Genomic DNA, 18185 nt, shown 5'->3' with positions numbered 1-18185 from the left:
CGGCGCCACGGTCCCCCCGGGCGCTCCGCCCAGGTTGGCCGGATCACATCAGGTCGAGGGTCGCGCGGCGCCGACTGCCGCGTTCGAACAGCGCCAACAGGACCACGGCGAGCACCGCGTATCCGGCCCCCGTCGCCAGCTCGGCACCGAGCCGCCCCCGGTCGAGGCCACCACCTGCGGACAACTCCCGTGCGGCCTCGGCGGCATGAGTCAGCGGGAGAACGTCCCCGACGGCCCGCATCCACCCCGGCAGGGTCTCGCGCGGCACATTCGCGCCGGTCAGCAGCAGGAGTACGGAAGCGGCCACATTGGACACCAGGAACACATCACGGAAACGCAGTCCCAGCGCTCCGAGGGCGAGGCCGAGGGCGGAGCACCCGGCCGACGCGGCGAGCAGCACTGCGGCGAGACCGGGCAGCGCATCAACCGGAATCCGCAGACCCAGCAGGAGAGAGGCGACGGTGAGCGTGAAGACACTGATGAGGAGGCCATTCAGTACGTACGGCAGGGCGCGCCCGAACCAGAGCGGAGCCCGGTGCCGAGGACTCAGCAGCACCGCGCCGAGGGTGCCGTAGCGACGCTCGTTGGCGATGGCCATGGTGCCGCCGTAGACGCAGGCGGTGGATGCGGCGACAACGGCGTTGCCCATCAGGTAGAAGCGGTCGTCGCCGACTCCCAGCTGCCGTCCGAGGAAGACGAAGAACAGCAGTTGCAGGAGCGGGCCGACCAGCAGGGTGCCGATGAACATGGGCGGCGTCGTCCAGTTGAAGAGCGCCCGGTACGAGAGGGCGCCACCGACCACGACGAGTCGCAGCGTACGGACGCTCCTTCGGGCGAAGGAGAGGGAGAGGAAGGGCATGCGGGAACTCCAGGGCTTCGGGGCTGTGGGGCCGTCCGGCCGTCCGGCCGTCCGGCTACAGGCTTCAGGCTTCAGGCTTCAGGTTTCAGGCGAGGGAGAGCGTCGCCGCGGCCCGTGCCCGGCGTTCGACCCGCCCCAGGACCAGCACGGCGATCAGCCCGTAGAACACACCGAGGGCGAGGGCCACGGCCATCGGGGCCAGCACCTCACCGGCGGACGGGCCGCCCGAGGTCGCCGCGTGTACGGCCCGCGAACCCCACGTGGTGGGCAGCGCCCAGGAGACGGGACGCGTCCAGTCCGGCAGCACGGTGATGGGCACGAGCATCCCGGACAGCAGCCACACGGGCGTGTCCAGCGGGTTGGCGAGGGCGTTGGCGTTGCGCAGCAGCACGAACGTGGCGGCGAGGAGCAGCCCCATCATCCCGAGCGACAGGACGCACACCGGTACGGCCGCCAGGAACAGCAACGGGTGGGCGAAGTCGAGAGGCACATCGAAGAGCACCGCGCCCCAGATCACGGTCGCGCCCATGGCGTACGTGCCGATGACGGCCGTGGCGAGCGTGATGGGCAGAAGGACGAGGGAGAGCGGTGTGGGCGAGCTGACCAGCGTCTCCAGGGTGCCGAGCCAGCGCTGGTTCTGTACGGCTCCGCCCGATCCGAAGAGCACCGAGGACCAGATGCCCATCAGCCCCGCTCCGACAGCAGCCGTCAGCAGCCGGCCGGGGTCGTCCGCGGCACGGAAGAGGTAGACGGCGAGGGTCGCGTACACGAGGGGAACGAGGACGGCGAAGGTGATTTCGAGCGGTGAGCGGCTCATGTACGAAACATGGGTACGAACGCCGACGACGGTCAGGCGCAGCACCCGCGGCACGGTCGTCTTCCTGGTCATGCCGCGACCTCCTCGGACCGGTCGGCCACCGTGGCCCCGGGCACACGGTCCGCACCGCTCTCCGACTCCTCGACGATCGCGATGTACGCGTCCTCCAGGGTGGGTTCACGAGTGACGACGCGTCCGATCCGGATCCCGTCGAGCGCGGCCAGGACCCGTGTGTGCAGCTCGGCGCCCCGCTCCGTCTGCACCGTGACGGCCTGCCGGCTGCCGTGCTCCTCTGCCGCCACCCCGCGCACCCCGGGCAGTTCCCGGATGCGGTCGAGGTGCTCATCGGTCGCTCCGTACGCCTCGATCTCCAGGATGTCGCGCCCCTGGACCCGGCACTTGAGCCGGTCCGGGGTGCCGAGCGCCTGGATCGTGCCGCCCGCGATCACTGCGATCCGGTCGCACAACTCATCTGCCTCGGCCATGTAGTGGGTGGTGAGCAGGACGGTGGTGCCACCGGTCCGCAGATCGGCGACGGTACGGCGCAGATCGCGCGCCGCCACCGGGTCCACGCCGATGGACGGCTCGTCGAGGAAGAGGACATCGGGCTTGTGCAGCAGGCCACGGGCGATGTGCAGGCGTTGCCGCATCCCACGCGAGTAGCCCTCGACGCGTTCCTTCTCCCGGCCTGCCAGACCGACCAGATCGAGGAGTTCGTCGATCCGGCGCCTCTGGTCGCGCGGTTCGACACCGTACAGCTCGGCGAAGTAGCGCAGGTTGTCGAGGGCGGAGAGCCGGTCGTACAGGCCCCGGTCGCCGCCGAAGACGTAACCGATCCTGCGGCGTACGGCGACGGGGTCGGACGCCACGTCATGGCCGAGGACCCGGGCCGTGCCGGAGGTGGGCAGCAGCAGGGTGTTGAGCATCTTGATGGTGGTGGTCTTGCCCGCGCCGTTGGGGCCGAGCAGTCCGAACAGCTCGCCGCGCGCCACCTCGAAACTGACGCCGCGCACGGCTTCGGTCGCGGTACGGCGGGGGCGCAGAAAGCCGGTGCGGCTGGTGTAGGTGCGGCGGAGATTCTTCGCCTCGATCGCAAGCATGGCGCGGACGCTAGGCCCGCCCGTACCGCGCCTGCCATCGATTCGGGAGCGGCCGAATCATCGCCGTCGTCCGGTCCGATCCGGTCAGGACACGGCGCGCAGCACGTCCTCGCCCGAGAGCAGCGCGAGCAGCGCCCGGCCGGTGTCCGTCAGCTGGTAGTAGACGCTGCGCCCGACCCGGTGGCGGGTGACGACGTCCGCGTCGGCGAGGACGGACAGATGCTCCGAGACCGTGCTCGGGGCGAGCCCGAGCCGGTCGGCTATCCCGGCCGTGGTGAGCGGACCGCCGAGCTGGCGCAGCACCGATGCCCGGCCCCGTCCGAGCAGCACGCCGAGCCGGTCGGTGGCCTCCGGTCCCGCCCCGGCGGGTTCGCGGAGCGCGCCCGCGCCCCGGGCCTGGAAGGAGACGGCGAGGACCTCGGGATCGTCGGTGGAGTAGAGCCGGCAGCCCTCGGCGAAGACGAGCGGTACCAGCAGGAGCCGCCGCTCGCCCGCCCGGTACTCGGCGTCGATGTGCTTGGTCAGCTCAAGGACGGGCGGCGTCCACCTGGCCCGCGCCTCCAGTCCGGTGAAGAGCGCGTCCACGCCCTCGGTGGCGAACGTCCGTGCGCGGATGAGGACTTCGTCCTCGACGAGGCGCCGCACCGTCGGCCAGTGCGGCTCCATCGCCCCTTCCCAGTACGCGGCGTAGGAATCCGCGAGCGCGGCGCAGGCCGCCTCCGGATCCGCCAGATAGGGCCGGATGCGCGGATGGTCCTCGAGTCCCGGATAGTGCTCCTCGACCCCGGCCCGTACGACCTCGGGCGGCGTGGCCCTGATGATGTCCAGCTCCGTCTCGACGGACGAGGCGCCGACCGGCCGGGGAAGCAGGAAGTCCGGGAAGCTCAGCGGGCCGTCGATCAGCAGCTGCAGCGCCGCGGTCCGGTCGTCCTCGCGCAGCACTTCACGGGCCCGCCCGACCCACTTCTCGTACGGCCAGGAGGGCGTCCGGTGCGGCTTGGCCAGATGCAGGCTGCAGAAGGCGTCCCACAGCGGGCTGATGGCAATCCGGGTCGCGCCGAGCGCCGCCTCGTCCAGCTCGATCCGGATCACCCGGCGGTCACCGTCCGCTCCGCGCTCATCAGGCCTCCCCCACCGGCTCCAGGAACCCTTCCTCCACCAGCAGCCGGATCGCCTGCGGGGTACGGTCGCGCAGCAGTACCGGGTCCTCGTTCATCAACTGGGCGATCGCGTCCAGGATCCGGCCCGCGGGCAGCGTCCCGTCGCAGACGCCCGCGAAACCGGCGCCGACCGCGTCGACCTTCGTCGCGCGCCGCATGCCGTGGTTCTGACGCAGCACCACATGCTCGGGGTCCTCCGCGCCCGGCAGTCCGACCTGCTCCTGCATCACTTCCGGGGCCAGCGTGAAGTGGTCGGCGAGCAGCGCCGCGTCGTCGTGCGTCCGCAGATAGTCCTGGCGCGCGAAGTAGGCCTCCACGGCCGCGCCGAGCGGCTGTTCCACCGGATGCGGCCACTCCTCGATCACGACCGACGGATTCCCGTCGGCCGCGGCCGCGGACTTCCGGAGCGTGATCCAGCCGAAGCCGACGCCCTTCGTCTTGCGGGCCTCGAACTCGTCCAGCCAGGCGTCGTACCGTGCCGCGTACTCCGCGGGGTCCGTACGGTGGTCGCCGCTGTCGCGCAGCCACAGCTCCGCGTACTGCGTGATGTCCTGCACCTCGCGCTGGACGACCCAGGCGTCGCAGTCGCGCGGCACCCAGGAACGCAGGCGGTCCTGCCACTCCTCGCCCTCGACGTGCTGCCAGTTGGCGAGGAAGTGCGCGTATCCCCCCTCGTTCAGCCGGTCGCCGGCCTGCTGCACCAGCGTCCGGCACAGGTCGTCGCCGCCCATGCCGCCGTCGCGGTACGTGAGACGGGCGCCCGGTGAGATGACGAACGGCGGATTCGACACGATGAGGTCGTACGTCTCGGTGCCGACCGGTTCGAAGAGTGAGCCCTCGCGCAGATCGGCCGGGGCGGCACCGGACAGGGCGAGGGTCAGCCGGGTGAAGGCGAGGGCGCGGGGGTTGAGGTCCGTGGCCGTGACCCGGATGGCGTGCTGCGCGGCGTGCAGCGCCTGGATGCCGGAGCCCGTACCGAGATCGAGCGCGGAGGCGACCGGCGTACGGACGGTGATCCCGGCGAGTGTGGAGGACGCCCCACCGACCCCGAGGACCACTCCCTCCTCGTGCGAACCGATGCCGGCCGCGCCGCCGACCGCGCAGCCCAGGTCCGAGACGATGAACCAGTCCTGTCCGTCGGGCCCGCTGTACGGCCGCACATCGACGGTGGCACGCACCTCGTCGCCCGCACGGATCACCCAGCCGTCCTCGACGCATTCGTCCAGCGGGAACGCGGCGCGGGCCCGTTCGTACGGGACGGGGCACTGAAGCAGGAAGAGCCGCACCAGCGTGTCGAGCGGGGAGTCGCCGCGGGTGGCCCGCAGTGCCGGAACCGTCTCGCTGCGGGCGAGCGCGGCATAGGCGGGCGCGCCGAGCAGGTCGAGGAGACCGTCGGCGGTGAAGGCGGCGGCAAGCAGGGCTTCACGGAGCCGGGGCGAACGGTCGGGCGCGGGGAGACTGGTCGTACTCACCCGCCCATTGTGGCCGCTCCCACCGACAACGGCAGCGGCCCGGCAGCGTCGGAGCTGCCGGGCCGGTCGTACCACCGCTGTCAGGGCTTCTTGCTGGGCGACGCGGAAGCCGACTTCTCGGGGGCCTTCGACGGCGTGGCGGCCGGCGGGACCGAAGCCGTCGGCTTCTGGCAGCCCGGCTGCTTGGCCATCGCGATGCCGACCTCGCCGGACTGGAGCTTCTTCAGCGCCTGGTCGCCACTGGTGCTGATCTTGTTCAGCTCGTCGGCGATGCCCTTCAGACCGTCGGCGAACTTCGCCTGGTCCTTGGTGTCGAGCGCGTCGACCTTCTTCTGCAGCTCCGCGTACGCGGCCGAGGAGGCATTGAGCTCCTTCACGGCCTCCTTGTGCGTGGTCGCGCCGTCGTCGACCGGCGGTGCGCCCGCCGAGTCCACAGCTGTGCCCAGCGCTTTGTACGCCTGCGAGATCTGCTGGAAGGCGGCCGAGTCGGTCTTCTGGACATCGGCGGGCTTGCTGTTGTCGGCGGTCTGCTGCTGGATGGCGGCGTTGGCGTTCGCGATCTTCTGCAGCTGGGGCTTGACCTGGTCACAGACCTTCTTGGCCCAGTCGTTGACCTTGTTGTCGCTGCCGCTGTTGCCGCTGCAGCCGGACAGCGTAAGTACCAGTACCGCACCGCCGGACAGTGCGGCTGCAAGCTTCTTGTTCACCGGATCGGTCCCTTCCAAGGCTCTCGGCCCCGGAACTTACACGCCACATGAGCTCCATCCGGATGCCGGGCGTCCGATGGATGGCCTTTTGCAGCCATTTGCACCAAGGGAAATGGGGGAGATACAACTCACGCGCGAACGGGTGAACGCGTGCGCCGGGCGAACGGCAAACGGGTGGACAACGCCTCAGAGTGCGCCGCCCACCCGTTCTTTTGACCAGGTCATGCCCTTGCTTGATCAGGTGCTGCCCCTGGTTGATCAGGCGCAGCCCGCGGGCTGTCGCACTCTTCCCTTCACCCGCCTCATGAAACGGCCGCAGGATCGGTCGACATGGCAGTCGCGCCGCCGTCGTCATCGGAGTCGTCCTCGTCGCCCACGGCGATCCCGCGACGCTTGGAGACATAGACCGCGCCGACGATGACGGCGAGGGCGAGCACCGCCACCACCGCCCGCACGCCCGCGCTCGCGTTCTCCCCGTAGCTGAACTGCACCACCGCCGGCGCGATGAGCAGCGCCACCAGGTTCATCACCTTGAGCAGCGGGTTGATCGCCGGTCCCGCCGTGTCCTTGAACGGATCGCCGACCGTGTCGCCGATCACGGTCGCGGCGTGGGCCTCGCTGCCCTTGCCGCCGTAATGACCGTCCTCGACGAGCTTCTTGGCGTTGTCCCACGCGCCTCCGGAGTTGGCGAGGAAGACCGCCATCAGCGTCCCGGTGCCGATCGCGCCCGCGAGATACGAACCGAGCGCCCCGACACCGAGGGTGAAGCCCACCGCGATCGGCGCCAGCACCGCGAGCAGCCCGGGCGTGGCGAGCTCACGCAGCGCGTCCTTGGTGCAGATGTCGACGACGCGCCCGTACTCCGGCTTCTCGGTGTAGTCCATGATCCCGGGGTGCTCGCGGAACTGCCGCCGCACCTCGTAGACCACGGATCCGGCGGACCGGGACACCGCGTTGATGGCCAGGCCGGAGAACAGGAAGACGACCGCGGCTCCGAGGATCAGCCCCACCAGGTTGTTGGGCTGCGAGATGTCGAGGCTGAGGGTCAATTCCCCTGCCTTGGCACCCACGTCGTCGACCGCCGTGGCGATCGCGTCGCGGTACGAGCCGAAGAGCGCCGACGCCGCCAGCACGGCGGTGGCGATGGCGATGCCCTTGGTGATGGCCTTGGTGGTGTTGCCGACGGCGTCCAGATCGGTGAGGACCTGGGCACCGGCGCCGGTGACGTCGCCGGACATCTCGGCGATGCCCTGCGCGTTGTCGGAGACCGGTCCGAAGGTGTCCATGGCGACGATGACACCGACGGTGGTGAGCAGCCCGGTCCCGGCGAGGGCCACCGCGAAGAGCGCCAGCATGATCGACGTACCGCCGAGCAGGAACGCCCCGTAGACGCCGAGGCCGATCAGCAGCGCGGTGTAGACGGCGGACTCCAGACCGATGGAGATCCCGGCGAGTACGACGGTGGCCGGGCCGGTCAGCGAGGACTTGCCGATGTCCTGGACGGGGCGCCGGCCGGTCTCGGTGAAGTAGCCGGTGAGCTGCTGGATCAGCGCTGCCAGCACGATGCCGATGGCGACGGCGACCAGGGCGAAGAGCCGAGGGTCACCGCTGTGCGCGGTGATGGCGCCGTCGGTGACGCCGTTCAGGTCGGCGTACGAGGACGGGAGGTAAACGAAGACGGCCACCGCCACCAGGACGAGCGAGATCACCGCGGAGATGAAGAAGCCGCGGTTGATGGCGGTCATCCCGCTGCGGTCGGCGCGCCGCGGGGCGACCGCGAAGATGCCGATCATCGCGGTGACCACGCCGATCGCCGGAACGATCAGGGGAAAGGCCAGTCCTGCGTCGCCGAAAGCGGCCTTGCCGAGGATGAGCGCGGCGACGAGCGTCACGGCGTACGACTCGAACAGGTCGGCCGCCATGCCCGCGCAGTCGCCGACGTTGTCGCCCACGTTGTCGGCAATGGTGGCGGCGTTGCGCGGGTCGTCCTCCGGGATGCCCTGCTCGACCTTGCCCACGAGGTCGGCGCCCACATCGGCGGCCTTGGTGAAGATGCCGCCGCCGACCCTCATGAACATGGCGATGAGCGCGGCACCGAGCCCGAAGCCCTCGAGCACCTTGGGCGCGTCGGCGGCATAGGCGAGAACCACGCATGAGGCACCGAGCAGTCCGAGCCCCACCGTGATCATGCCGACCACGCCGCCCGTGCGGAAAGCAATCTTCATCGCCCGGTGCGATACCTCGGTGAGATCTTTTTCCGGTTCGCCGTCCGCCGGAGTCGCTTCACGCGCGGCGGCGGCCACCCGCACATTGCTGCGGACGGCCAGACGCATGCCGATGTATCCGGTGGTCGCCGAGAAAAGCGCACCCACCAGGAAGAACATCGACCGGCCGGCGCGCTGCGACCAGTTGTCGGCCGGAAGCAGCAGAAGCAGGAAGAAGACCACGACGGCAAAGACGCCGACCGTGCGCAGCTGCCGGGCCAGATAGGCGTTCGCGCCTTCCTGGACGGCCGCCGCGATCTCCTTCATGCGGTCGGTGCCCTCACCGGCGGCCAACACCTGGCGGGCCAGCAGTCGGGCGACGATCAGTGCGGCGACGGCGACGATCGCGATGACGATCACGATGACGCGGTTGTCAGCGGTGAGGACCGCGGCCGCGAGAGAGGTGGGTCGGTCGGAAAGTGCGGAAACTTCGGGCAGTTCTGCCATTGGTGTGTTGATGAAGCCCGCCATACGTCCTCCTTGACGCTCAGCGCTCAAGACGTGGACGGATTGTAGGGAGCAGAACCTGATCAAAACAGTGCGCGGGAAATGTAAATCGACTTTACCCGCCGATCGATAAATGATCGCACCCTCGGGTTGATCCGAATGCAGTAATGGGACAGAAGCATTGCCCGTGGATCGCTGATCAAGCAGAAATGAAAAAAGGCCCTGCTCGGCAGGGCCTCGGAGAGTGGATCAGGAGTGACGGATCGTCGCGGCGCCGCGACGGGCCGGCCCGCTGTGAGGCCTCCGGCGCCTCAGGGATGTGCCGTTGCGGGCGTCTTCGGCCAGCTCATGCGGATCACTTCGCCGTCGGCTCCCGATCTGACCTCCACGTCGTCGACGAGGCCGCTGATGACCGCGAGACCCATCTCGTCCTCGCTGTCGGCGTCGGTCTCGGTGTCCGGTTGGCCGGCGCCTGCTCCGGGCGTGGCGCCGGACGTCCCGGGCGCCTCGGCGGCTCCGGTCTCACCACCGGGGCCAGGCACCTCGTCGCCGACCTCGATGGAGAAGGACTTCTCCTCCTCGGTCAGGACCACCTTGACCGGAGCGGTGATGCCGTGGCTGCGGTGCAGCCCTACAGCGCGGCTGCAGGCCTCACCGACGGCGAGTCGGACCTCGTCGAGCACAGCCTCGTCGACCCCGGCCCGGCGCGCCACGGCGGCCGCCACGAGGCGGGCCGTCCTGACGTGTTCGGGCTGGGCGCTGAAACGGAGTTCAACGGTGGCCATGCGATCCCCCTCAAACGTACGGGCGTGCATCTCAGGGGCCCGGGCGCACTGCCCGGTACCCCCGCTCTCTTCTTCTCTCTTCTTCCTCCGGAAGCCGGCTCAGCCACCGGCCCACCGACAGCTGATGTGCCGACCGACGGCCCACCGGCCCGCCGACGGGTCGCCCCGTCGACGCCCGGAAGCCGTCCGCACCGATGGCCGACAGCCCGCTGCCGGGCGTGTCACAGCCGACGGCCCGGCCCGGCTGCCGGAATGCCGATGACCTGGCACCACGACATCCACCGAACCAGCCGCCCGCCGAACGGTCCGCGGCCCGGCCCGGCTGTTCACCGGACTGCCGCCTGCCGGGCGACCGCCTGCCGGACCGGCCTCCGGCCGATCCGAAACGCGGGCGGCCAGCCGTCAGTCGGTGGCCGCGACAGCCTCGTCGACCGTGGTGTGGATCGGGAACACCTTGGTCAGACCAGTAATCCGGAAGATCTTGAGAATGCGCTCCTGGTTGCAGACCAGGCGCAGTGAGCCCTCATGGGCCCGGACACGCTTCAGGCCGCCCACGAGCACGCCGAGGCCGGTGGAGTCGAGGAAGTCGACACCTTCCATGTCGACAACCAGGTGGTAGCTGCCGTCATTCACCAACTCGACCAACTGCTCGCGCAGCTTGGGCGCGGTATACACATCAATCTCGCCACCGACCTCGACGACCGTACGGTCGCCACCAGGGCCGGACACATTGCGAGTCGACAAGGACAGGTCCACGGATCCTCCAGCACCTTGCTATCGAGCGGTCGCCCCTCGGTCTCCCCGACGGAGCCAGGGGACGGATCGCCAGCCGCGATGGCATTCAATCACTTACCAGCAGCCATGCACGACGCCTTGGGACCATTGTCCGTCACGGCGGTGACACACTCGGTGCCAATGGCCAAGAATCACCGCCCCAGTCGACCACCCGAGAGCAGGGACTCCCGCCCCTCTCCCGCCATGGTCCTCGACCGGCTCGCCGCAGCGGCGGGCCGGTCCGCGCGCATCACTCATACGGAGCACTTGCCCCCGCGAACGGGAACCCATGCCATCTGGCCCGATCGCATCCGGCCAGAAGTGATCGCCGCCATCCAGAAGGCCGGTATCGACCACCCGTGGGCACACCAGGCGGCCGCCGCGGAACACGCCCTGGCCGGCAGATCCGTCGTGATCGCCACGGGAACCGCCTCCGGCAAGTCGCTCGCCTACCTCGCCCCGGTCCTCAGCGCCCTGCTCGACGGCTCCGAGGCCCCCAACGGCCGTGGCGCGACCGCCCTGTACCTCGCCCCCACCAAGGCGCTCGCCGCCGATCAACGGCGTTCGGTCAAGGACCTCGCCGCACCGCTCGGCAACGCGGTCAGACCCGCGGTCTACGACGGCGACACTCCGGTCGAGGAACGCGAATGGGTACGTCAGTACGCCAACTACGTCCTGACCAACCCCGACATGCTGCACCGCGGGATCCTCCCGTCCCATCCGCGCTGGTCCTCCTTCCTGCGCGCTCTGCGCTATGTCGTCATCGACGAGTGCCACACCTATCGCGGCGTCTTCGGCTCCCACGTCGCCCAGGTGGTGCGCCGGCTCCGCCGCCTGTGCGCCCGATACGGAGCCGATCCGGTCTTCCTGCTCGCCTCGGCGACCGCCGCGCAGCCCTCGGTCGCCGCGGGCCGCCTCACCGGCCTACCGGTCATAGAGGTCGCCGACGACGCCTCGCCCCGCGGCGAGATGGTCTTCGCCCTGTGGGAGCCGCCGCTGACCGAGCTGCATGGCGAGAAGGGCGCCCCCGTACGCCGTACGGCCATCGCCGAGACCGCCGACCTGCTCACCGACCTGACCGTCCAGGGCGTCCGCTCGGTCGCCTTCGTACGCTCCCGGCGCGGCGCCGAGCTCATCTCCGTCATTGCCAAGGAGCGCCTCGCCGAGGTGGACCACTCGCTGCCCGCCCGGGTCGCCGCCTACCGCGGGGGTTACCTCCCCGAGGAACGCCGCGCGCTCGAGCGCGCCCTGCACTCCGGCCGACTGCTCGGTCTGGCCGCCACCACCGCCCTCGAACTCGGCATCGACGTCTCGGGCCTGGATGCCGTCGTCATCGCCGGTTATCCCGGCACCAGGGCGTCGCTGTGGCAGCAGGCGGGCCGCGCCGGACGCGCCGGCCAGGGCGCCCTGGCCATCCTGGTGGCCCGCGACGACCCGCTGGACACCTTCCTCGTCCACCACCCCGAGGCTCTGTTCCAGCAACCCGTGGAGTCGACCGTTCTGGACCCGGACAACCCGTACGTCCTCGCCCCCCATCTGTGCGCGGCCGCCGCCGAGCTTCCGCTCACCGAGAGCGACCTGGAGCTGTTCGGGCCGGCCGTGGCCGAGCTGCTGCCGCAACTGGAGGCCGCGAAGCTGCTGCGCAAGCGGGCGACGGGCTGGCACTGGACCCGCCGCGAGCGGGCCGCCGATCTCACCGACATCCGGGGCGAGGGCGGTCGCCCGGTCCAGATCGTCGAAGAGGGCACCGGCCGACTGCTGGGCACCGTCGACGAGTCGGCCGCGCACACCGCCGTCCACGCAGGGGCCGTCCACCTCCACCAGGGCCGCACCTATCTGGTCCGGAAACTGGATCTGGAGGACTCGGTGGCGCTGGTCGAGGAGGCAAATCCGCCGTACTCGACGACTGCCCGGGACACCACTTCCATCACCGTCCTGGAGACCGACACAGAGATCCCCTGGGGTGACGGACGGCTCTGCTACGGCTCTGTGGAGGTCACCAACCAGGTCGTCTCCTTCCTACGTCGCAAACTGATCACCGGCGAGGTCCTCGGCGAGACCAAACTCGATCTGCCGCGCCGGACGCTGCGCACCCGCGCGGTGTGGTGGACGATCACCCAGGACCAGCTGGACAACGCCCGCATCAACCCGGAGATCCTCGGTGGCGCCCTGCATGCCGCCGAACACGCATCGATCGGGATGCTGCCCCTCTTCGCCACCTGCGACCGCTGGGACATCGGCGGCGTCTCCGTACCCCTCCATCCGGACACCCTGCTGCCGACGGTGTTCGTGTACGACGGTCATCCGGGCGGCGCCGGATTCGCCGAGCGGGCCTTCCACACCGCCCGCGGCTGGCTCACCGCGACCCGCCAGGCCATCGCGTCCTGCGAGTGCGAAGCGGGCTGCCCGTCGTGCATCCAGTCCCCCAAGTGCGGCAACGGTAACGACCCACTGCACAAGCGAGGTGCCGTACGCCTCCTCACCGAAGTCCTCCGCTCCGCCCCGGCGGACCCGGAAGAGACGGGGGAGCCGCCGAGCCCGGCGGACCGGGATCTCCCGTCGGAGGGCCCGCCCGGGACCTGACCTCGGGTGCGTACGGCCCGAACCGCACCCGGGCCGTCACATCGGCGATCTCCCCCTGCACGGCGCACCGCACCACCGCCGCACCCTGCGCCTCGGCCACCTCCGCGGCCGCCCCGCACGCCGCCTCGGCCCCCCGCAGGGCCCGGTCGGCCGCGGCCAGGGCCGCCAGGTCCGCCGCCCCGCCGGCCCGGTGCCGGGCGACCACCACTTGGCCGAGCGCAAGCACGGCCGCGAACACCGCGCACAGCGCTGCCGTGGTCACCGCCACCCACACCGTCGCCACCCCTCGATCACGGCCCTCCCCACACCCGCGCGAACCCAACACGCGCCAGACCCGTCGCACCCACCGCGGCCCCCGCTCTCGTCGCAGGGGCACCGCCCCGAACGCCCCCGTCACGGCTCCGCCCCCACCGTGTCCTCGGCCATCGCTGCCGCGTCCGCTCTCAGCGTCGGGGCCAGCGCACCCGGTCCGGGCGTCGGCGCAGCCACGCGTACCCGCCACAGCTCCCCGGCCCGTTCCACCTCCACCCGTGCCCGGTCGGGTGCCACCGAACGGGTGACGGCCAGCACCTGCGCCTCGGGTTCGGACCGGGCCGCCGCCCTCGCCCCGGCCCTTGCCGCATCCACACACCGGATCTGGGCAGAGGCGGCCATCAGCGCCCAGAGGAGTGCCAGGGCGAACAACACCAGCACCGGAATCACCATGGCCGCCTCCGCCGTCACCGCACCCCGGTCACGTCTCCCGTCGCAGTCCCCGACTCCGCCCCCCGAACGCCTCTCAGACCTTGGCATCGAGAGCGTCCGTGAGAATCGACTGCAGTGCCGCCATGACCGGCGGACTCGTGACCACCTTGTAGAGCACTGCGGCCAGCGCACAGGCGGCGATCGTCCCCACCGCGTACTCGGACGTCGTCATGCCGCGGTCCGTCCGGACTCGGCGCACCACACCGCGTGCCCAGCCGCTGATTCGCTTGATTCGCCATGCCATGTCAACCCCCGAAAGTGTTCGATTTCTACCAATTAGTTACTTATTCGATTCACTTGGTCACCGGGCGTGCAGAAGTCCGCTCGCCAGGCCGATGACCACCGGCGCTACACCGACCGCCAGAAAGGCCGGCAGAAAGCAGAGCCCCACCGGGGCTGTGATCAGCACGCCGGCCCGCTGGGCGCGCGCCACGGCCTCGCTCGACCGTTCCGCCCGCATCGCCTCGGCCAGCCGGGCGACCGCTTCCGCCGCCGGAGCCCCGGTCGAACCCGCCCGGTGCAGACAGCGGGCCAGCGCGCCGGCGCCCGGTATCTCGCCGAACCTCCCCCAGGACACCGCAGGTTCGCCGCCCAGCCGGATCTCCGCCGCCGTCCGTGCCAGCCGTTCGCCGACCGGACCGCCCAGAGACTCCCCGACCGCCTCGGCCGCTTCCCTCGGGCCGGCTCCGGCAGAGATGCACGCTGCCAACAGGTCGGCTGCCAACGGGAGCCCACGTACGGTCTCCGCGGCTTCCGCGGCGGAAACGGCGGGTGCGCCCCGTTTCCGTGTCTGCTGCCACCGCCACGTGCCGCACGCCGCCGTCAGTCCGACCGCGCACCCCCACAAACCGCCGACGAGGAACCAGCCCGTCACCACGGCGCCCAGCAGCGCAGCCCCGTTCTTCACCCGGGCTCCGGACACCGACCGCTTGCGCCGCCGCCTCCCGGCGTCCACCGCCAGCAGCATCGCGCCCCGGCGGCGCACCGTCCGCGCCCGCCTCCGCCCCGCCAGGCAGACGGCCAGGTATCCGACCGCGCCCAGAACGATCCCCACCGGAGCCGGCCCGTGGACGGCGTGCACCACTACGCCGGCTGCTTCGCTCATGGCCGTTCCCCCGCCCGTACAATCCGGCCGGCCCAGCAGAGACCGGCCGTCTCCAGCAGCCCTCCCGCCAACAGGCAGGCCAACCCGGCCGGACTGTGCAGGAGCACCCCCAACGGGTCGGCCCCCAACGCCGCCCCCAGCCCCAGGCCAAGCACCGGCAGCAGCGCCAGCACGGCCACCGTCGACCAGGCCCCCGACAGTTGCGCCCGCAACTCCTCCCGCCGACGCCGCTCGGCCCGCAACGCGCCCTCCAGGCGGTCCAGACCGGCCGCCAGCCCCGCCCCGCCGTCGACCGCCACCCGCCAGCAGGCCGCCACCCCGGCGAGCCCATCCAGCCCGGGCTCGCGCGCCGCCTGTCCGAGCGCCCCCGGCACATCGCCACCGAACCGCGCCGCGGCCGACACGGCGGCCTCCGCCGGACCCATCGCCCCCATGCCACGCAGCGCCACCAGCAGTGCCTGCCCCGGCTCGTGCCCGGCCCGCAGCTCGCCCACCACCGCACCGCACAGCGCCACCACGGCATCCGCCCGGCGCTCCCGCTCTTGCCGCCAGGCCCGCTTCCGTAGCCATCGCCGCACCATCGGCACCGCCAACGCCCCCGCGACCAACGGCAGCACGGACTCGCCCAGCACAGCGAGAAACAACGCCGCCGGAAGACACAGCCACTCCCGACGCTCACGGAACATTCCCCGGCACCACAGCCGGACCCGGTCCCGGCCGATCCGCGGCCCCGGCACCACCACCGAGCCGACGAACAACACCCTTGCCCGCCGAGCTCCTTGGCCTTGCCCCACGACCAGCCAGGTCGCGGCCCCCGCACACACGGCCGACGCATACGTCGCGTATTCCGGCGCGCCCACCGCCACGCCACCGGTCACAGCGCACCCCCGATCAGCGACTGCAGTCGCTCCCGGCCCCGCTCGTGGACGAAGCCTTCGTCGCCCCACCGCAGCGCCGGAACGGTCACCACCAGCCCGGCTGCATCCCGCTCCAGCACGTGCACCTCGGCGATCCGGCGCACCCCGGCCCGATCCCGTACGAGATGGACCACCACCGACAGCGCCGCCGCCAGCTGACTGTGCAACGCCACCCGGTCGAGACCGGCTGCCGTCCCCAACGCCTCCAGCCGGGCCGGGACGTGCTCGGCGGCATTGGCGTGGACCGTCCCACAGCCGCCCTCATGGCCGGTGTTCAGCGCAGCGAGCAGTTCGGTGACCTCGGCGCCCCGCACCTCCCCGACCACCAGACGGTCGGGCCGCATCCGAAGCGCCTGCCGCACCAGGTCCCGCAGCGTCACCCGCCCGGCACCCTCCTGGTTGGCAGGGCGCGACTCCAGCCGCACCACATGCGGATGGTCCGGCCGCAGCTCCGCCGAGTCCTCGGCGAGCACAATCCGCTCCCGCTCCCCGACAACACCCAGCAGACTCGAGAGCAAAGTGGTCTTCCCCGCCCCCGTCCCGCCACTGATCAGGTAGGAGACCCTGGCCTCGACCAGCGCCCGCAGTACCCGGTCGCCACCTGGCGGTACGGTTCCCGCCGCGACCAACTCCGCCAGCGAGAAAGCCCGGGGGCGCACCACCCGCAACGACAGGCAGGTGGAACCCACGGACACCGGCGGCAGGACCGCATGCATCCGTGTCCCGTCCGGAAGCCGCGCGTCCACCCAGGGCCGGGCATCGTCCAGCCGCCGACCCGCCACCGCCGCGAGCCGCTGTGCCAGCCTGCGCACCGCCGGAGCGTCACGGAAGGTCACCCCGGTGAGTTCGAGCCCACTGCCCCGGTCCACCCACACCCGGTCCGGTGCGGAGACCAGCACATCCGTCACCGCCGGGTCGGCGAGCAGCGGTTCCAGCACTCCCGTACCAACCAGTTCGCCGCGCAACTCCTCTGCCGCGCCGAGCACTTCGGCATCACCGAGAAGCCTTCCCTGGGCGCGCAGCGCGGCCGCCACCCCGGCCGGGGTCGGTGCCGCCCCGCTCTGTGCAAGCCGCTGCCGCACGGCGTCGAGGAGCCCGTCGGTCATGACGCACCTTCCCCACCGGGGCCCGCACCGATGCCCCCGACGGCTCCGCCGGCAAGCGCCCGCTCCCAGAACGCGGTACAGAATCGAGCGAGCGGCCCGCGGGCACCGGAGCCGGGCGGCACTCCGTCGTCCTGAGCCGCCAGCAGGCCCGATTCCAGAGGGAGTTCACCGGCGAGCGGCAAGTCGAGCGCCTGCGCCACCCACCGCTCGTCCAGCCCTGCCGCATAAGGGCCGCGTGCCACGACCCGCAGGTCGCCCAGGACCATCCCGGCTGTCGACGCCACGCGCTTCGCCGCCGCGACCGCCCGCAGCTCACCGGGGACCACGAGCAGCCCGAGGTCCAGTTGCGCAAGCGCCTCGGCCGCCGACTCGTCGACCCGGCGCGGCAGATCGACGACCACCACCCCGCCGAGCCTGCGGGCGGCCGCCAGCACCGCCTTCATGGCCTGTGGCGGGATGACCACGGAGTCGTCACGCCCCCAGCTGAGCACCCGCAGACCGTGCAGTGCGGGCAGCGACTCCTCCAGAGCGCCACCGCCCACCCGCCCTTTGGAATGGGCGAAATCCGGCCACCTCATTCCCTCGGCCCGCTCGCCGCCGAGCAGCACATCGATGCCACCGCCCAGCGGATCGCCGTCGATCAGCAACGTCCGCCGCCCGGCCCTGGCCGCGGTCACAGCGAGAGCGCAGGCCAGCGTGGACGCGCCGGCGCCGCCCCGTCCGCCGATCACCCCGACGGTAAGAGCGGGCCGCCCCACCCCTTCCGCCGCATTGGCGATCTGGTCGACGAGCCAGCTCTCCGCATCGGGCAGCCGCAGTACATACTCGGCTCCGATCTCCACGGCCTGCCGCCAGACATCCGGTGCGTCCTGGTCGTGCCCCACGAGCATCACGCCTTGCCTGCGCAGCGCTCCGCGGCACCGCGGAGCCGCGTCGTCGCCCACCAGGACCATCGGGGCCTGCTCCCAGCCGCCTCTGCCCTCGGGCAGCGTGTGGTGCACCTCAGGCTCCGTGCCGGCGGCCGCGCACAGCCGCAGCAGATCGTCGAGAAGTTCCACATCCTCGGTCACGATCAACGGTCCGCCCCGGCGTTCTCCGACGACCGGCAGACGATCCCGTGCGATGGATTCAGTCACGATCTCCGCCCCCTTCTCACTGCGCCTTCACCGCGGTTTCGCGGCGATCTCGGAGCGTTCCGAGATCGGCGATATCCGGAACCCGCGGACTTCGCGGGTGGAATCACCGTGCAGCGCATCGGGAAATCGTGTGGATCTTGCTCAAAAACTGTGGACAACCCCACCGCTGTGAATATCTCGGTCACCCGGACCGGGGACTTCCGGAGAGC

General features: G+C 71.2%; 17 protein-coding genes. 1 reads left to right on the top strand and 16 read right to left on the bottom strand.

What is annotated here, in order from left to right; translation table 11 throughout:
- Positions 1 to 43 precede the first annotated feature (43 nt).
- From AB0I23_RS15675 to AB0I23_RS15635, 9 genes are all read right to left on the bottom strand, one after another.
- Entirely contained in the window at positions 44 to 859 is an 816-nt protein-coding gene (locus tag AB0I23_RS15675) for an ABC transporter permease (RefSeq protein ID WP_359109726.1), read from the bottom strand.
- A gap of 85 nt (positions 860 to 944) precedes the next feature.
- A complete protein-coding gene (locus tag AB0I23_RS15670; protein ID WP_359109725.1) occupies positions 945 to 1748 on the bottom strand; it encodes an ABC transporter permease in 804 nt (267 codons plus the stop codon).
- Positions 1745 to 2776 carry an ABC transporter ATP-binding protein gene (locus tag AB0I23_RS15665; protein WP_359109724.1) on the bottom strand — a complete coding sequence of 344 codons (1032 nt, stop codon included), beginning with the start codon at positions 2774 to 2776 and terminating at the stop codon, positions 1745 to 1747. The genes AB0I23_RS15670 and AB0I23_RS15665 overlap by 4 nt, the downstream gene beginning before the upstream one ends.
- Positions 2777 to 2860: 84 nt before the next feature.
- Positions 2861 to 3868, bottom strand: a complete 1008-nt coding sequence (locus tag AB0I23_RS15660) for an ArsR/SmtB family transcription factor (protein WP_359109723.1) — start codon at positions 3866 to 3868, stop codon at positions 2861 to 2863.
- 28 nt (positions 3869 to 3896) lie between these two features.
- Positions 3897 to 5408 carry a class I SAM-dependent methyltransferase gene (locus AB0I23_RS15655; RefSeq protein WP_359109722.1) on the bottom strand — a complete coding sequence of 504 codons (1512 nt, stop codon included), beginning with the start codon at positions 5406 to 5408 and terminating at the stop codon, positions 3897 to 3899.
- 80 nt (positions 5409 to 5488) lie between these two features.
- Positions 5489 to 6115 carry a small secreted protein gene (locus AB0I23_RS15650; protein ID WP_359109721.1) on the bottom strand — a complete coding sequence of 209 codons (627 nt, stop codon included), beginning with the start codon at positions 6113 to 6115 and terminating at the stop codon, positions 5489 to 5491.
- A gap of 302 nt (positions 6116 to 6417) precedes the next feature.
- Complete coding sequence (locus AB0I23_RS15645; protein WP_359109720.1) at positions 6418 to 8850, bottom strand: sodium-translocating pyrophosphatase; 2433 nt, start codon at positions 8848 to 8850, stop codon at positions 6418 to 6420.
- 287 nt (positions 8851 to 9137) lie between these two features.
- Positions 9138 to 9611 (bottom strand): ATP-binding protein, encoded by a 474-nt coding sequence (locus tag AB0I23_RS15640; protein ID WP_037690937.1) that lies wholly within the window; start codon positions 9609 to 9611, stop codon positions 9138 to 9140.
- Positions 9612 to 10013: 402 nt separating this feature from the next.
- Complete coding sequence (locus AB0I23_RS15635) at positions 10014 to 10367, bottom strand: STAS domain-containing protein (protein ID WP_003967428.1); 354 nt, start codon at positions 10365 to 10367, stop codon at positions 10014 to 10016.
- Positions 10368 to 10445: 78 nt separating this feature from the next.
- On the opposite strand from AB0I23_RS15635, the gene AB0I23_RS15630 reads away from it, so the two are divergent.
- Positions 10446 to 12968, top strand: coding sequence for a DEAD/DEAH box helicase (locus AB0I23_RS15630; protein WP_359109719.1), 2523 nt, complete (start codon positions 10446 to 10448; stop codon positions 12966 to 12968).
- Here the strand turns inward: AB0I23_RS15630 and AB0I23_RS15625 are convergent.
- Genes AB0I23_RS15625 through ssd form a run of 7 tightly spaced genes read right to left on the bottom strand, consistent with a single transcriptional unit; the run spans position 12865 to position 17910 of the window.
- The gene (locus AB0I23_RS15625; RefSeq protein ID WP_436846936.1) at positions 12865 to 13311 is read right to left on the bottom strand and encodes an Rv3654c family TadE-like protein; all 447 of its coding nucleotides are present in this window, start codon (positions 13309 to 13311) and stop codon (positions 12865 to 12867) included. The two genes, AB0I23_RS15630 and AB0I23_RS15625, sit on opposite strands and share 104 nt — an antisense overlap.
- A gap of 50 nt (positions 13312 to 13361) precedes the next feature.
- The gene (locus tag AB0I23_RS15620) at positions 13362 to 13760 is read right to left on the bottom strand and encodes a TadE family type IV pilus minor pilin (RefSeq protein ID WP_359109717.1); all 399 of its coding nucleotides are present in this window, start codon (positions 13758 to 13760) and stop codon (positions 13362 to 13364) included.
- On the bottom strand, positions 13747 to 13956 hold the full coding sequence (locus tag AB0I23_RS15615; protein WP_359109716.1) for a DUF4244 domain-containing protein: 210 nt from the start codon (positions 13954 to 13956) through the stop codon (positions 13747 to 13749). The genes AB0I23_RS15620 and AB0I23_RS15615 overlap by 14 nt, the downstream gene beginning before the upstream one ends.
- A gap of 57 nt (positions 13957 to 14013) precedes the next feature.
- Entirely contained in the window at positions 14014 to 14817 is an 804-nt protein-coding gene (locus tag AB0I23_RS15610; RefSeq protein ID WP_359109715.1) for a type II secretion system F family protein, read from the bottom strand.
- On the bottom strand, positions 14814 to 15695 hold the full coding sequence (locus AB0I23_RS15605; protein WP_436846935.1) for a type II secretion system F family protein: 882 nt from the start codon (positions 15693 to 15695) through the stop codon (positions 14814 to 14816). The genes AB0I23_RS15610 and AB0I23_RS15605 overlap by 4 nt, the downstream gene beginning before the upstream one ends.
- A complete protein-coding gene (locus AB0I23_RS15600; RefSeq protein WP_359109714.1) occupies positions 15692 to 16840 on the bottom strand; it encodes a TadA family conjugal transfer-associated ATPase in 1149 nt (382 codons plus the stop codon). The genes AB0I23_RS15605 and AB0I23_RS15600 overlap by 4 nt, the downstream gene beginning before the upstream one ends.
- Positions 16837 to 17910 carry a septum site-determining protein Ssd gene (gene ssd / locus AB0I23_RS15595; protein ID WP_359109818.1) on the bottom strand — a complete coding sequence of 358 codons (1074 nt, stop codon included), beginning with the start codon at positions 17908 to 17910 and terminating at the stop codon, positions 16837 to 16839. Before ssd ends, AB0I23_RS15600 begins: the two co-directional genes overlap by 4 nt.
- Between the last annotated feature and the right edge of the window lie 275 nt (positions 17911 to 18185).

The organism is Streptomyces atratus, from assembly GCF_040655115.1.
GTDB classification, from domain to species: Bacteria; Actinomycetota; Actinomycetes; order Streptomycetales; family Streptomycetaceae; genus Streptomyces; species Streptomyces atratus_D.
Note: the sequence above shows the minus strand (reverse complement) of the source record. Positions and strands in the feature narration are given on the sequence as shown.